Below are 15,219 nucleotides of genomic sequence, written 5' to 3'. Positions count from 1 at the left end.
GGGTCGGGCACGCGGGGCTCCACTCGAGGAGAACGACATATCTGTCTCCTTCCTGAATATCCCGCGTGTTAGACGCGCAGCAGGAAGTAAGCGGCAGCTCCCGAGCCGATGACAGCGCCGCCGTAGCAGGCCAGGATGATCGACGCGCTGAACCGCTCGAGCCGCAAGCCGTCGTACAGCGTGTAGCGGATGCGGTGTGCCGAGTGGAATAGAGCCAGCACACAGAGTCCGAAAAGGACCAGCCGGGTGACAGGGTGACGCAACACCGAGAGCAGGTGTACGCGGTCGGGCGTGGGAAGCCAGCCCAGCGGGAAGGCGAGGCCGAACAGGAACAGCAGTACCGGTATGAGCAGCGCAGCGGCCATCCCACCGATGCTGAACAGCAGCCACATCAACGGTTCCAGGGATCTCCTTTTCGTCATCGAAGCACCACCCACAGCGTGATCGCTGTCAGCAGACCCCAGAGCAGATAGTGCAGCCCAAGAATCACGACCGGTGCGACACGCCGGTTTCGCACGCGGACCACCATCGCCTTGGGCGCGAGATTGAACCAGGTGACCGTGTGCAGAAGCACAAACAGCAGGGCGATGCTGTTCAGCGCAAGCATCCACGGGCGGGCGCTCCAGTCCAGAAACCGCTGGTACTCCTCGCTTCCGGAACTGACCGCGTTGACAAGAAGCAGGAGATATACCACGAACCAAGCGACGAACACGCTGCTGAGTTCGCGCAGGACGAAGATCAGGTATGAGCGTCGTCGCACCCACCAGAACGTGGAGATCGGCTTTCGGTACAACCGGGGTGTCGTGGTCATCGTGCCCGCCAAGGCATGAGGAAATCTCGGAGCGATTGCGTGGCCGCGGTGAGCTTGTAGCGTTGGATCGCGCCTGCCGGGTCGACCCCCTTGGGGCAGGCGGTGGTGCACTCGCCGACAAAGGTGCAGGACCATACTCCCTCGGCGGACGCGAGGACGTCCCGCCGATCTTCGGCTCCCTCATCGCGTGAGTCGAGGTTGTAGCGTTGGGCCAGCGCGATCGCCGCCGGACCGAGGAACTCGGGCTGGAGCGCGTAGACGGGACAAGCCGAGTAGCAGAGCATGCAGTTGATACACATGCTGTACTTCTTGTAATCGTCCATTTCGGACGGTGTTTGCAGGTACTCGCCGTCTTCGAGTGGCCGGTGTTCCGTCCTGATCAGCCATGGCTCGACCTCGGTCAGTTTGTGCATGAAGTCGCTGATCTCTATGACGAGATCCCGGATCACCGGGAAGTTGCGCAATGGCTCGACCCGCACCGGCCCCGGCGCGTAGTCGGTCAGGAAAGTGGCGCAGCTCAGTCGTGGCTCGCCGTTGACGGTCATGCCGCAGCTACCGCAGATCCCCATCCGGCACGACCACCGGTACGACACCGTTCCGTCGAGGTAGTCCTTGATGTAGTTGAGGCCGTCGAGCACCGTCCATTCCTTGTGCAGCGGAACCTCGTACGACTGCAGTACCGGTTCGTCCTCTTGATCCGGTCGGTAGCGCGCGACCTGCAGGGTTATCCGGTCCACCATCGTCATCACCTCCCGTATACGCGTTCGCCGGGAGGCCAGCGAGTGATGGTTACCGGGAGGTACGAGACGTGGCCCAAGCCGTCCGGCTGCCGATGGATCACCGAATGGGCCAGGAATCGCTGGTCGTTCCTGGCGGGGAAATCGGTCCGTTGGTGCGCGCCACGGGATTCCTCCCGCGCCAGCGCGCAGGCGACGATGCATTCCGCCACATCGAGCATGCACGACAGCTCCAGCACCGCCACCAGTTCGGTGTTGAACGCCCGGCTGTGGTCATCGAGGCAAACGCTGCCGAACCGATCGCGAAGCTCGCGCAACTTGTCGGTCGCCTCCGCGAGGGAGTCGCCGTCCCGGTAGATCCCGGCACTGGTCTCCAGCGTCTGTTGCATCTCGGTGCGGATGTGTGCGATGCGTTCGGATCCCTCGGCGTGTCGCATGAGGTCCCGTTCCAGCCGGTCCTGTTCGGCGCGTCCGCGCGCCAGGACCGCCGACGTCTGGCCAGCCGTGGCCGAGCTCACGTACTCGGCGGCGGCACGACCGGCTCGCGCACCGAAGACCAGCAACTCGGGGAGGGAGTTCGACCCGAGCCGGTTGGCGCCGTTGATACTGACGCAGGCGACCTCTCCGACGGCGTACAGGCCCTCCAGGGGTGTTGCGCCATGGATGTCGGTATGGATGCCGCCCATCATGTAGTGGACGACGGGGCGTACCGGGATCAGTTCCTGGACCGGGTCGATGTTCTGGTACTTCGAGCACAGCTCGCGCACGAACGGAAGTTTCGTGTCGATGAGATCGGCACCCAGGTGGCGTATGTCGAGGTGGACGACGTGTCCGTACGGTGTGTCGGTGGTCCGGCCCTTGTCGAGTTCGTGTACGAACGCCTGCGACAGCCGGTCCCGTGGCCCGAGTTCCATGCTTCGCATCACCGGCACCGGTGATGGCGTCCCGAGGTCGTAATCCTGCAAGTAGCGGTAACCGTCCTTGTTGAGCAGCCAGCCGCCCTCCGCGCGCGCTGCCTCGGTGATCAAGATGCCCGTGAACGGAAGGCCGGTCGGGTGGTACTGGACGAATTCCATGTCCTTGAGCGGCGCGCCTGCCCGGTAGGCCAACGCCATACCGTCGCCGGTGTTGATATTGGCGTTGGTGGTGAACGGATACACTCGGCCGCAGCCACCAGTGCACACGATGACAGCGCCGGCGAAAATGGTTTCGACGCGGCCGGTGGCCAGTTCTATGGCGACAATGCCGTACACCTTGCCGTCGTCGACGAGCAATGTTGTGGCGAACCACTCGTCGTACCTGACGATGTCCCGATAGGACAGTGCGGTCTGGAACAGGGTGTGCAGCAAGTGAAAACCGGTCTTGTCGGCTGCGAACCAGGTGCGATTGTTCGTCATGCCGCCGAACGCCCGTACCGCGATGTGCCCGTCCGGCCGGCGACTCCATGGGCAGCCCCAATGCTCCAGCTGGAGCAGCTCCCGCGGTGCTTCCTCGACGAAGGCCTCGACAGCGTCTTGGTCGCAGAGCCAATCGCTGCCGGAGACCGTGTCGTACGCATGCTCTGCCAAGCTGTCGCCGGGACCGGCGACTCCGGCGGCGCCACCCTCGGCGGAGACGGTGTGGCTGCGCATCGGATAAACCTTGGAAACGATCGCGATACTCAACCGAGGGTTGTGTTCCGCGATGGCGATGGCCGCACGCAGGCCCGCGCCGCCCCCGCCAACGATCACGACGTCATGAGAAGCGGTCATGGTGGCACCACCTGGGCGTCGTCGTCAGTCAGGCCTCGAAGTCGGCACTGTGCTCGTCCATCAGGACCTTGCCGTCATGGCGAACGGTTCTGATCCGAACGCTGCCGTCGTGGAATATGTGCCGAATCCGGCGGCAGCCACAGTCGTAACGCAGATCGTCAATGACCAGGCCCGCTTCGTCGTCTTCGCGGTGGCGAGCCCCGTCCCTCAGCTTCCCGCACGGGGCGCGTTCCCTGCTGAACTGCTCGGTGGCGCTAAGCATCTCCACCTCCCGGCGAACCGGTGGCACACCCTACTGATCGGTGTAGATACATAAGCGTACTCGCGTTGCGCCGAGGCCGCAGGAGGCGTTCTGGTGCTGGATCCGGCTGCGTCGACCCATGATCCAGTCCGAGCCCGGGGTGTTCCCGTCGCTGGCGATAAGCCTTGATGGCAAACTGCTGGCCACCCGTCACAGGGGGTTGGCTTTGCCGAGACGGCTCCCGATGTCTCGAGTGCCTGTATCCCGGGTGCCTGTGCCACGCATCTTGGCCGAGACGCTGAAATCGTTGCGCGAGAAGGTGTACGTGACTGATCCAGCCGCAGAATGCCATCCTCGTCCTGAGTCGTCGAATCTCCTGAAACTCGGCTCGCTCAGGCTCACTACTGGTAGGCGTCATCGGCGTCCGAGCCTGTTCGACAAGCAGGTCGGTTCGTCCCTCGTGGATACCGCCTCGAAGCTGCCGGGGCCGTGCCGATTACATCTTGGTGTATCGGGCCATGGCGAAGCTGTAGATGCCGTAGGTGATGATGCCCAGGCCAGACCCTATGAGGAGAGCCGCCCCGTAGGGTTGAGCCCCCACGGTTTTGAAGGCGCCGTCGAGTCCGGCGGCTTTGCCCGGCTCGGATTGGCTCACGGCGAGGATCACCAGCAAGCCGACCGCGACGATGGCCAGCCCTTTCGCGATATATCCGACTGTGCCCAGTCTGCGCACGAGGTCGCTGGTGGTGCCCTCGAGGTCTTCGAGGAAGTTCTGGCTCACTCCTTTGTAGACGTGGTAGCCACCGATCGCGATGATGATCAGCCCGCCTGCCACGAGGGCGATCGTGCCAGTGGTGGTGTGCATCATGCGGGCGGTGATCCCCGCACTTTGGCCGCTGCTGGATTTGCCGCTGCCGCGGGCGAATCCGAACGCGGAGACGGCGAAGGCGAAATAGACTACGGCCAGGGCAAACGCCTTGACGCGATCGATCGCTTCGGACTTCTTGCTGTCGGCGTCAGGTTTGGACGAGCTGCCGAGTGCCGCTTCGGCGAGCCGCCACAGCGCCATCAGCAGAAACGCGACCACGCCCACCCACAGGGCGACGACGCCACCCGGTTTGCCGGCCAGCTCCGTCATGGCCCCGGATTGGTCGGCGGTGCCGGCGCCGCCGAGGGCGATCCGGATGGCGATGTAGCCGATGATCAGGTGCACGATGCCGCTCACGACGAAGCCGGCGCGGGCGAATCGTTCGAAGATGCTGTTCTGGGCGAGCCGGCCTGCCATGGACGACGAGTTGTCGTAGGACGCCGACGGCGATGCGCCGGAGGACGTCGGGGACGGGTTGTTGTCAGGCACGGTGCCCGCCTCGTATTGGTGGTGTTGGTGAAAGCCCCGCTGGGGTGCGTCGGGCGGTAGCAGGGTGGGGAGCGCGGTCCGGAGGCGGACTGTTCGGGGTCCGTCGCCCCGGGAACCCACCCGACTTCGGTGATCAGAGGGTGTCCGTTGAGTGGCCTTGCCGCGCTGTCAGCGTAGCCCCCATTCCCTGCCGGTGGTAGATACGGGGCCGGATCAGCCTGGGCATATAATCGCTCATTTTCCCAGTTCGGAGGTGGTCGAGTGGCGTTAGGGTAGAGGGGGGAGAGTGCGAGGAGTCGAGACATGAGCACCACCATTGTGATCGTGATCATCGTCGTCGCGGTTGTGGTCATTGTGCTTGCGGCCTGGGTGTTGATGCGCAAACGGCGCGAACACCAGCGGGTCGAAGCCGAGGGCATCCGTGATCGCGCGGCGGAACAGGAATTCGAGGTCGGTCAGCGGGAGGCTCGGGCGGAGGAGATCGCTGCCAGGAGCCGGGCGGCAGAGGCGGAAGGCGAGGTCAAGGCGGCGCAGGCCGAGCAGCTTGCCCAGCAGGCGCAGGTGCATCGCAGCGAGGCGGCTGATTCGCGAACCGAGCTGGACAAGGAGTGGGAGCGCGCGGATAAGGTCGATCCGGACTCGAAGTCGGGTGAGACGCAGCGGGGGGATGATCCCGAACAGCCGTCGCGCAGCCCCTGACATCGATCCCAGGTTCCCCCGGTTGTCCGGGGCTCGGGAACATGAGCACCGATGCGGTCCCGACCACTACGTTGCGTTCAGCGGTCCGGTCGGCGTCTGAAGGCGTGTCGCGCTGGCCGATAGTACTCGTTGTTCGTTCGGCTCTGCCGAATTATGTTGCACGATAGAATGTTTCGACTACTTCTCGGGATTCGAGAGGAGCGGAATAACCCAGGCGTCCGGATCGGCCTCTTTGTGGTGATAAATCGATCCGATTGATGCCGGTGCCGCCGACCGGTTCGACGAGCAAGGCGTCGAGCTCCCGGTGCAAAGCCTTGCCGCCCGCGATGTTTCGCGTAGTGCGGCGAGGAACCGCTGCTCCAATCGACTTCGGAAGCGCAGCAAGTCGGTGTCCCATTCCCACTCGGGGGTCGACACCGTCAAATTCCCGGTAGTGCAACTTATAGCACCGACCATTGCGGCGGCAGTCGTATACTCGCGTTATGGCGGATGAACCGTCCTCCATGGAATTCTCCGAGGCGCCGGTTCTTGTGGTGCAGACGAGGGAACGCGTCTATCGGCTACGCGCCGGAGGCGCATACAATGTCGGCCGCGATCCGACAGCCGACATTGTTGTGACCGATCCGCGCGTATCTTCGTTGCACGCCGTTCTGGCGCGGGGTGGGGACGGTTGGGAAATCGAGGACGTCGGCAGCCTCAACGGCACTTTTTTCGACGGCCGCCGCGTCGACCGGATGGTGATCGACCGAGAAGAGACGTTCAAGCTCGGGCACGCCGTGGACGGCGAGCAATTGGCCTGCTCGGTGGAAGCGCCATCTGGCCCCGAGCCTGATCTCGATATCGGTGGAGACACGATCGTCGTCCCCGATCCCGGCTACGACCTCGACGATGAAGCAACGGTCACGAAGTTCCACTCGAGCCTGCCCCGGCAAGTTTGGCGATCGTCACCTCCGGCGGCGCACCCCAGCGCGGTCGTCCAGATCACATCGCCCACGCTTCGGATCGGACGCGCGGCCGACAACGACATTGTCGCGCCTGATCTCATGCTCTCCCGCCATCACGCCGAGTTGCACATGATCGGCGCCGGCAAGTACCGGATCGTCGACCTCGGCAGCCACAACGGCACCTACGTCAACGGCACCAGGGTTGACGCCGCGGACCTATCCGAATCCGACTTGATCGGCATGGGGCACACCACGTTCCGGCTGGTCGGCGACGAGCTGCGCGAGTTCGTCGACACCGGAGACGTGTCGGTCTCGGTGCAGAACATCACCGTGCGGACACCTGAGGGCAAGGTGCTCCTCGACGAGGTGAGCTTCCCCATCCCGCAACGCTCGCTCGTGGGGGTCATCGGGCCCAGCGGAGCGGGCAAGTCGACGCTGCTCGGCGCGGTCACCGGATTGCGGCCGGCGACGGAGGGGACGGTCCGCTACGACGGACGCGACCTGTACACCGATTACGACGAGCTCCGGCACCGGATCGGGCTGGTCCCGCAGGAGGACATCCTGCACAACCAGCTTCCGACGCGGCGCGCGCTGCTCTACGCGGCAGAACTGCGCTTCCCCGGTGACACGCGCAGCGAGGAGCGCGAGCAGCGGGTCGACGAGGTCCTCGACGAACTCGGCTTGACGCGGCACGCCGATACCCGCATCGACAGGCTCTCGGGCGGGCAGCGAAAACGCGTGAGCGTCGCACTGGAGTTGTTGACCAAACCGTCCCTGTTATTTCTCGACGAACCGACCTCCGGCCTCGACCCTGGCCTGGATAAAACGGTCATGGAAATGCTGTCCGAACTGGCGCACGACGGGCGGACCGTCATCGTCGTTACACACAGCGTGGCGAATCTCGACTCCTGCGACCGTCTGCTGGTTCTGGTGCCCGGCGGTAGGCTGGCCTACTACGGGCCGCCCGCGGAGGGGCTGCAGCAGTTCGCGCAGCGCACCTGGGCCGAGGTGTTCCAGGCATTCGAGCGCGAGGCCGACCGCGACTGGGCTGGTGAGTTCCGGACTTCGCCACGCTTCGAGCATTACGTGGCGGTCGGACTGACCGGCGATGTCGGCCCAGCGGAAGTGCACCCACCGGCGCCACCGCCCGCGCCGCAGTCCAAGCTCAGCCAGCTCAGTACGTTGTGCCGACGATATCTGGCGGTGATTGCCTCGGACCGAAGTTATCTGGCGCTCCTCGGCGTGATGCCCCTGATTCTGGGTGGGTTGATCGCCGCGGTGCCGTCGGGCGAGGGGTTCATCGGGGCGCCGGGAACCAACGTCGATGCCCCGACCAAGCTCATGGTTTTGGCATTCGCTGCCTGCTTCGTGGGCACCGGCAATGCGATTCGCGAGATCGTCAAGGAGCAGACGATCTACCGCAGAGAACGCGCGGCAGGCCTGTCAGCAGGGGCCTACCTGATGTCGAAACTGCTGGTTCTGGGCGTGATAACCACCCTCCAGGCGGTGGTGTTGGTCTTGATCGGCACCATTGGTGTGGATATGCCGCCCAAGGGGATTTTCACGACAGTCGAGCTGGAGCTGATTCTGGCGATGGCGATGCTCGGCATCGCATCGCTGGCATTGGGCTTGCTGGTGTCGGTGTCGGTGAACACCTCGGAGAAGACACTGCCGCTGCTGATTGTGCTGTCGATGGCACAACTGGTGCTCACGGGCGGGCTGGTGCGGCTCCCCGGCACACCCGGTCTAGAGCAACTGTCCTACCTATCGCCGTCCCGTTGGGGGTTCGGCGCCTCAGCCGCCACCCTCGACCTCGACACCATCTCACCGCACACGGGCGGACCCGACCCGCTGTGGGAACACACCCTCGGCACGTGGCTGGTCGACATGGGAGCCGTCGCCGGCCTAGGGGCCGCCTTCCTCGCGCTGGCTTGGTACCGCCTGTACCAGCTACGTCCACGGCGCCGCGGTGCCCGCCGCGCGAGGCTTTGACGCCCGGCGAGGACCAACAGGCGTGCCCGCCCGTCCGTCGCCAGGCCCAATGCGAGCCGCTACTCCCGGTGCACGTGCACCGGGAGCAGCGGCAACCGGCTCCGTCAGAACTTCGCGAAGAACTCGTTCACATCAGCGGCCAGCGCGTTCGGATGGGTGTGCGCCAGGTAGTGACCGGTGCCGTCCAGCGTCCGCCAGGACACGATGTTCGCGTGGTCGCGCTCGGCGAACCGACGGATCGACGCGAAGTCACCGGAGGCGGCCATGCCTAAGGCAAGCGGCACCGTGGTGGGCTCGGTCGGCTGGTGGTCGGCTTTGGCGTCCTCGTAATAGAACCGGATCGCCGAGCCTGCCGTGCCGGTGAACCAGTAGATCGCCGTGTTGGTGAGCACGAAGTCGTCGTCGACCGTCTCGTCGAACAGCTGCGCGTTCCACGCCAGCAGGCCGGCCGGCGAGTCGGCGAGGGCGTGCGCCAGGGTCTGCGGTTGCTGGGAGTGCAGCACGTTGAATGCGCCCTTCTCCTCCCAGAACCACTTCAGGACCCCAAGGGCTACCCCTTCCTCCTCGGTCAGATCGACCAGCTCAGCCGGATCGCCGGAGGGGAAGGAGAAGATCTGCGTCACGTGCACGCCGACCACATGTTCTGGATCCAGCCGGCCCACCTCCGGGGAGACCATCGAGCCGCCGTCGTTGCCGACCGCGCCGTAACGGTCGTAGCCCAACCGGCGCATCAGTTCCACCCACGCCTTCGCCGTCCGAACCGTGCCCCAGCCCGGCTCTGTGGTCGGCCCAGAGAAACCGAAGCCGGGCACCGACGGGATGACGAGGTGGAACTCCGCTGACAGCAGGTCGATCACGTCCAGGTACTCGACGAACGAACCCGGCCAGCCGTGGGTGAGCAGCAGAGCCAGCGCGTCGGGCTTCGCCGAGCGGACATGGAGGAAATGAATCCGCTGCCCATCGATCGTGGTGGTGAACTGCGGATAGGTGTTGAGCTTGGCTTCCCAAGCCCGCCAGTCGTAGCCGGTCGTCCAGTGCTCGACCAGGCCGCGGAGCCGGGCGCCGCTGAATCCGTACTGGTCGCCGACCTCATCGGTGTGGCGGGTGCGAGCCAGCCGGGCCTGCAACTCGTAGAGGTCCTCCTGTGGGATCCGAATGGTAAAGGGCTCAATATGATCACTCATGATGATCAGCGTTCCCGACCAGAATCCCGGCGAGTAGTGCTGTGGCGCACGAGTTCAGTGTGCAAATTGCACCCCAGATCCGGCTGGCCCGAGGCCTGACCATCGTGGCGCTGGCGACGAACATCGCCAGCAAGATCTCGCAGTTCGCCGAGGTCACCGAGGGCTGGGGCATCCTGTGGCCAGCGGCGGTCGTGGTCGTGCAGACGGCGCTGTTCGTGCCCGTCGCGTTCCGGCGGGTGTCCCGGCGGGCCGTGTGGGTCCTCCTCGCTGTGCAGGCCGGGCTGTCCTACCTGCTGTACTTCACCTCGTCGCCATACGCCACGGTCACGAACCTGCTCCTCGCCACGATCCTGCTCGCGTTCCGGCCCGGCCCGGCCTGGCTGTCGGTCGGTCCGGTGCTGTTCGGCGAGTTCGCGGTCCGGTACTGGGCGACGCAGGACCCGGGTATGCGGCCGTACTGGGCCGTGCTCGCGACGGCGGGCACCGGCGTCGGCTTGTACGCCCTGTGCCGGCTGCACGACCTGATCCAACAGCGTGAGGCGGCGAAGGCCGACGTCGCCCGGCTGGAGGCGGCCCAGGAGCGGCTCCGGGTGCCCGGGCTCTGTGTGAGTCGCTCTGTGACCGACTCGCCGGGCTGATCGGCGTTTTCGACCGGATGCGGGCCGCCCCCGACCCGCGCGCCGAACTTGCCGCCGCCGTGCACACCGCCCGCGACGCACTGGCGACGGTCCGCGCCGTGGCCGCCGACCACGGGCGGCGCAGCCTGACCGGGGAACTCGCGGCGACCGGTGCGGTACTCGAAGCTCTCGGAATCACCGCCCTTATCCGCTCCGATGGCGCCGCGCTGCCTGCGCCGGTGGACGAACTGCTGGCCAGGGCGCTGCGGGCAACAGTCCTCACCTGGACTACAGAGCAGGCGCCCCGCGAGGTCCGAATCAGCGTCGCCGCCGCTCGACTCCGCATCGAAGGAGACAGTTCACCACCGGTTGTGACCGGCTTGGCCGCCGAGGTGGCCGGCGCGGGCGGGGAGCTGACCACCGGCCCCGGCCGGCTGGACATCCGGCTAACCGCCACGCCCGCCGCAACCCTGACTCCGCTGGCAGCCATGCCGCGGCTGGCCTGGTGGGCGCTGGTGGTCCTGGAGATCGACTTGATCGGCACAACAGTGCTGCGCCAGTTGTGGTACGGCACCGTGACAAGCCCCGTGGTACTGGTTCCGGTCGGCATCGCGCTGTTGCTGGCCAGCGGGATCCAGCTCTACCACGGCCTGCCCCGGCCGGGAGTCCGACCGCCCGCCTGGCCGTGGACCCTGACCCTCCAGGCGTTGTTGATCTGCGGGGCGGTGGCGGCCGTCGGGGCATCCGCGATCGTCTACGTCTGCCTGTTCGTCGGCAACATCCTGTTCCTGATTCGCCCCCGCTATTCGTGGCTGATCTCGGCGGTCGTGATCGCCTGCAGCGCCGCGTTCTGGGTTCCCTCCGCGTTCATCGGCGGGTTTGTCGCCGCCGTAGCGGGCCTCGCGTTGATGGCCTACGCGCTGACCCGGCTGCCCGAGGCAGCCTACGAGCTCGACCAGGCCCGGCAGGACCTGGCCCGGATGGCGGTGCTCGCCGAACGACTCCGGGTCGCCCGCGACCTGCATGACCTGCTCGGCTTTCGGTTGTCCGCGATCGTGATGAAAGGCGAACTCGCCGACCGGCTGATCGGCGTCGTGCCCGACCGGACCAGCGCCGAGTTCGCCGGCCTCCGGGCCCTGGCCGAACAGGCCATGGCCGACGTCAAGGCCATCGTCGGCGACCCCGTCCCACTGTCCGCGGCGCAGGAGGCGGCAACAGCCCGGGCCGTGCTCGCCGCCGCCGGGATCGACGTCCGCGTGCAACTGCCGGTCCTGCCGGCCGCCGCCGACGCACTGTTCGCGGTCGTGCTCCGGGAAGCGGTGACCAACGTGGTCCGGCACGCGCGGGCCACCAGTTGCCTGATCTCGGCGAGCGTCGCGGGGCCGGTCGTGCGGCTCTCGGTGGCCAACGACGGCTCAGGTGCGGACCTGTGTGGATCGGTGGGGCAGGCCAGTGGCTCGCGCCGGACCGGCGACGGACTGGACAACCTGACCCGCCGGGTCGCCGAGGTCGGCGGCCGACTCGACGTGCACCGGTCGGTCGACTGGTTCACCGTGCACGTCGAAGTGCCGACAGTGGCCGGCTCAGAGCCAGCCGGCGTCCGTGGCGATCCGGATCGCGTCCACCCGGTTGCGGGCGTTCAGCTTGGTCACGGCTGACGCGAGATAGTTGCGCACCGTGCCGTAGGACAGCTGGAGCTGCGAGGCCGCCTCCCTTGGCTCGCAACCGGCGGCGGTCAGCCGGAGCACGTCCAGCTCGCGGTCCGTCAACGGGCCGGCCGGGGCGTCCAACGCCGCGTAGGCGAGCTGCGGATCGATCACCCGGCCGCCCGCCGCGATCGTCCGGACCGCCGCGACCAGGTCCGCCGGTCGGGAATCTTTCAACATGAAACCGGCAACACCGGCCGCCACCGCCCGACGGAGATTGCCAGGCCTGCCGAACCCGGTCAAGATCAGCGTCCGGCAATCGGGTAACCGTTCCCGCAGCTCGGCCGCCGCGGACAGCCCGTCCAGCCCGGGCAGCTCGATGTCGAGGACCGCGACGTCGGGCATGGTCCGCAGCCCGGCGGCCAATATCTCCCCGCCCGAGCCGAGCTCGGCGACGACCTCGATGTCGTGCTCCAGCGCCAGCAACCCGACCAGCGCCTCACGGAGAATTCGCATGTCCTCCGCGACCAGCACCCGAATCATCGGCCGGCCGAGCCACTGACCGACCTCGTCCGCGCCCATGTCGTCACGGCCGATCGCCCGCCACGTATCGGCCCGATCCCCAGAGTCGCCATAGCGGGAAATCTACGCGAGACCTCCCGCTGCGCGGAGCTGGCCGAAAGCCCAGGGCTATCCGGCGTACAGCGTCATGTGGTCACCTGTGAGCAATGGGCTCCACTCATCGATCGTCAAGTAGCGACCACATGGGCACAACTCACGTGACACGCTATTTTTCATCACCTCGACGATTCGAATCGAACGCATGCTCATGTCGCTGATCGGTTGTCCGTCAATGCATTCGCCAGCATCGGTGTTGGGCGTGCGAGTTCGGGATCGGCCGGTACGGTCTTCAGCATGAGCAAGGCGATGTGGGAGCTGTCCCATCCGATCTCGGACGGCATGCTCACCTATCCGAACCTGCCTGGACCGCGCGTCACCACCGATATTTCGCGCGAGCAGTCGCCGCTGATCGACATGACCTACGACATCGCGCGCGTGGATATGGTCGGCAACACCGGGACCTATATCGACGCGCCCTTCCATTTCCACGCCGATGGCGCGGATATTGCCGAGCTGCCGCTGGAACGGCTTTTCAACGTGTCGATCGTGATGATCCGCGTGGCGGGGATCCGCGTGGTGGGACCGGATGTGCTCGGCGACCCGGCGCGGCTATGGGGCAAGGCGGTGCTCGTGCACACTGGATGGTCGGCCCGGTGGGGTTCGTCCGCGTACCGGGGCCCCGGGCATCCGTTCCTGGTCGGCGAGGTCGCGGATGCGCTGGTCGCCGCCAACGTGGCGCTGGTCGGAATCGACTCGCTCGACATCGACGATACGTCCCTGCCGACCCGGCCGTGCCACCACAGTCTGCTCGGCGCGGGAATCCCGATCATCGAGCATATGACGAACCTGGACGCGGTCCCCGACACCGGTGCCAGGCTGGTCGCACTTCCAGCGCCAGTGCGCGGGATGGGCTCGTTTCCGCTGCGCGTTGTCGCTTGGACCGATGACGGCGGCGTCGTCAGGCCCGCGACGAACTGATGTCCCGCGAAGCCGAAACCCGCCGGGTTTCGATGCTGTTCACCGAGTTGTGTTCGGAGAGTGAGAGTTTCGCCGAGTTGTGAGCAAGAAACGATGTTGTTTCCCAGCGTGTCGGACGCAGCAGGTGCGGATCGGCGGTGGGGGAGTCGCCGAAGTATCAGGCTGTCGAGTTCCGGGTCGTCTCGGCGTGGCATATCTGCCGTGCTGCTCTGAAAGGCTCGACGACAGTGCCACCGGTCGGGGACCACATCGGACGCGCAGTGTCATTTTTCGACATATTCGGCTCTCTCTTCGGCGTGTCGCTGGAGGTTTGCCAGCAGTGGCGCCAGAATTCAGCCTGGCTGGTCGACGAATGCCACGCACAACTCGTGGAGGTCAAGGTCTTGACTCGTCCGTTCCTTCTTTCCTTCGGCAGCAGGCGCAGCGGTTGGGCCCATGTCTTCGGCGCATTCGGCGGTGTGGCACTCGCGCTGCTGCTTGCGACGCCGGCAACCGCGGAACCGCTGTATCCGCGGCCCGATCCGGACCCGTTCTATGCCGCACCGGCGGATCTGGCAGCGCACCGACCCGGTGACGTGCTCGACGTGCGGGGAATGCCGCCATTGCCTCTCTTCCCCACCGCCACCGTCAGACTGGTCAAGTTCCGGTCCACCGACTCGCACGGTGCGCCGATCGCGGCGACCACCACGGTCCTCACCCCGGCCGGTCATCGGCCCGACGGGCCGTTGCTGTCGTATCAGCATTTCATCAATGCGCTCGGCACCGGCTGCGCGGTATCGCACACGCTGTACAACAGCGATCTGAATCTGACGGCGACGACGCCGATTCTGAACGTGGTGCTGCAGCAGGGTTGGAGTGTCGCGCTGCCGGATCATCTCGGACCGCAGTTCGCCCTCGGAGCCGGGCGTTTGGGTGGCCAGATCGTATTGGATGGCATCCGGGCGGTGAAGCGGCTGCCCGAGCTCGCCATGCGGCACAGCCCAGCGGTGATGGCCGGCTACTCCGGTGGCGGCCTGGCCACCGGATGGGCGGCAGCGCTGCAGCCGTCGTACGCACCTGAGCTGCGGCTCGCGGGCGCGGCCATCGGCGGCGTCCCGGCGAACCTGGTGACGATGGCGCAGGCGCTGGGCCTCGACCCGCACCCGGCCTTCGGGCTGGCCATGGCAACGGCAATGGGTCTGGAGCGGGAGTACCCCGACCGGGTGCCGATCAGCTCGTATCTCAACCCGCGTGGCTTCGCGGCCCGTGACGCCATCGCCAACAGCTGCACCAACAGTATCCTCGCCATGGGCGCCAACGGCAGCGCTCGCGATTACCTCACCAGCACCTCGATTTTCGAGAGTCCCGAGGCCCGGTCGGTGGTGGAGGAGAACAGTCTGGAACTCTACGCCGGGGTGCCGGAAATACCGATGTTCGAATGGCATTCGCCGAGCGACCCGCTGATTCCGGTCGACGCCATCAACAACACCGACCGCCACTGGTGCGAGGCCGGGGTGCGGTTGCAGACGATGCAGGTGTCCGCGCCCGAGCATTTATCCGCGGCGGTAGAGGGCTCCCCCGCGGTACTGGGGTGGCTCAACGCCCGGGTTCGCGGAGAGCCTGCGCCCGTCACCTGCTGAGATCTGACGGGGATCGTCGCTG

The 15,219-nt window shown here is 66.2% G+C and carries 14 protein-coding genes; 6 read left to right on the top strand and 8 right to left on the bottom strand.

Going from position 1 to position 15,219, the window contains the following annotated elements; translation table 11 throughout:
* Positions 1-68: 68 nt before the first annotated feature.
* The 6 genes from frdD to ACFQZZ_RS02435 all read right to left on the bottom strand — a co-directional run bounded on the left by frdD (position 69) and on the right by ACFQZZ_RS02435 (position 4,825).
* Positions 69-422, bottom strand: coding sequence for a fumarate reductase subunit FrdD (frdD, locus tag ACFQZZ_RS02460; RefSeq protein WP_378673161.1), 354 nt, complete (start codon positions 420-422; stop codon positions 69-71).
* On the bottom strand, positions 419-811 hold the full coding sequence (locus ACFQZZ_RS02455; protein WP_378673158.1) for a fumarate reductase subunit C: 393 nt from the start codon (positions 809-811) through the stop codon (positions 419-421). The genes frdD and ACFQZZ_RS02455 overlap by 4 nt, the downstream gene beginning before the upstream one ends.
* Complete coding sequence (locus ACFQZZ_RS02450) at positions 808-1,551, bottom strand: succinate dehydrogenase/fumarate reductase iron-sulfur subunit (RefSeq protein ID WP_378673155.1); 744 nt, start codon at positions 1,549-1,551, stop codon at positions 808-810. Before ACFQZZ_RS02450 ends, ACFQZZ_RS02455 begins: the two co-directional genes overlap by 4 nt.
* Before the next feature lie 5 nt (positions 1,552-1,556).
* Positions 1,557-3,299, bottom strand: coding sequence for a fumarate reductase (quinol) flavoprotein subunit (gene frdA, locus ACFQZZ_RS02445; protein WP_378673152.1), 1,743 nt, complete (start codon positions 3,297-3,299; stop codon positions 1,557-1,559).
* Between the two features lie 28 nt (positions 3,300-3,327).
* Positions 3,328-3,561, bottom strand: a complete 234-nt coding sequence (locus ACFQZZ_RS02440) for a hypothetical protein (protein ID WP_378673149.1) — start codon at positions 3,559-3,561, stop codon at positions 3,328-3,330.
* Between the two features lie 475 nt (positions 3,562-4,036).
* Positions 4,037-4,825, bottom strand: coding sequence for a DUF1206 domain-containing protein (locus ACFQZZ_RS02435; RefSeq protein WP_378673146.1), 789 nt, complete (start codon positions 4,823-4,825; stop codon positions 4,037-4,039).
* Positions 4,826-5,200: 375 nt separating this feature from the next.
* Here ACFQZZ_RS02435 and ACFQZZ_RS02430 point away from each other — a divergent pair, with 375 nt between their 5' ends.
* Both ACFQZZ_RS02430 and ACFQZZ_RS02425 read left to right on the top strand, forming a co-directional pair.
* Complete coding sequence (locus tag ACFQZZ_RS02430; protein WP_378673143.1) at positions 5,201-5,596, top strand: hypothetical protein; 396 nt, start codon at positions 5,201-5,203, stop codon at positions 5,594-5,596.
* Positions 5,597-6,078: 482 nt separating this feature from the next.
* Entirely contained in the window at positions 6,079-8,532 is a 2,454-nt protein-coding gene (locus tag ACFQZZ_RS02425; protein WP_378673139.1) for an FHA domain-containing protein, read from the top strand.
* Positions 8,533-8,636: 104 nt separating this feature from the next.
* On the opposite strand, the gene ACFQZZ_RS02420 is transcribed toward ACFQZZ_RS02425, so the two are convergent.
* Positions 8,637-9,716, bottom strand: a complete 1,080-nt coding sequence (locus tag ACFQZZ_RS02420) for an epoxide hydrolase family protein (RefSeq protein ID WP_378673136.1) — start codon at positions 9,714-9,716, stop codon at positions 8,637-8,639.
* Between the two features lie 59 nt (positions 9,717-9,775).
* Between ACFQZZ_RS02420 and ACFQZZ_RS02415 the strand changes: the two genes are divergently transcribed.
* Both ACFQZZ_RS02415 and ACFQZZ_RS02410 read left to right on the top strand, forming a co-directional pair.
* Positions 9,776-10,354, top strand: a complete 579-nt coding sequence (locus tag ACFQZZ_RS02415) for a hypothetical protein (protein ID WP_378673133.1) — start codon at positions 9,776-9,778, stop codon at positions 10,352-10,354.
* A 17-nt stretch (positions 10,355-10,371) separates the two neighbouring features.
* The gene (locus tag ACFQZZ_RS02410) at positions 10,372-11,991 is read left to right on the top strand and encodes a sensor histidine kinase (protein ID WP_378673131.1); all 1,620 of its coding nucleotides are present in this window, start codon (positions 10,372-10,374) and stop codon (positions 11,989-11,991) included.
* On the opposite strand, the gene ACFQZZ_RS02405 is transcribed toward ACFQZZ_RS02410, so the two are convergent.
* Positions 11,917-12,522 carry a DNA-binding response regulator gene (locus tag ACFQZZ_RS02405; protein ID WP_378673255.1) on the bottom strand — a complete coding sequence of 202 codons (606 nt, stop codon included), beginning with the start codon at positions 12,520-12,522 and terminating at the stop codon, positions 11,917-11,919. The two genes, ACFQZZ_RS02410 and ACFQZZ_RS02405, sit on opposite strands and share 75 nt — an antisense overlap.
* A gap of 372 nt (positions 12,523-12,894) precedes the next feature.
* Here ACFQZZ_RS02405 and ACFQZZ_RS02400 point away from each other — a divergent pair, with 372 nt between their 5' ends.
* Positions 12,895-13,578, top strand: a complete 684-nt coding sequence (locus ACFQZZ_RS02400) for a cyclase family protein (protein ID WP_378673129.1) — start codon at positions 12,895-12,897, stop codon at positions 13,576-13,578.
* A gap of 458 nt (positions 13,579-14,036) precedes the next feature.
* The gene (locus ACFQZZ_RS02395) at positions 14,037-15,197 is read left to right on the top strand and encodes a lipase family protein (RefSeq protein ID WP_378673252.1); all 1,161 of its coding nucleotides are present in this window, start codon (positions 14,037-14,039) and stop codon (positions 15,195-15,197) included.
* Positions 15,198-15,219 lie beyond the last annotated feature (22 nt).

The sequence above is a fragment of the Nocardia sp. GCM10030253 genome (assembly GCF_042675075.1).
GTDB lineage: Bacteria > Actinomycetota > Actinomycetes > Mycobacteriales > Mycobacteriaceae > Nocardia.
This window is presented reverse-complemented; position numbering and strand designations above follow the sequence as displayed.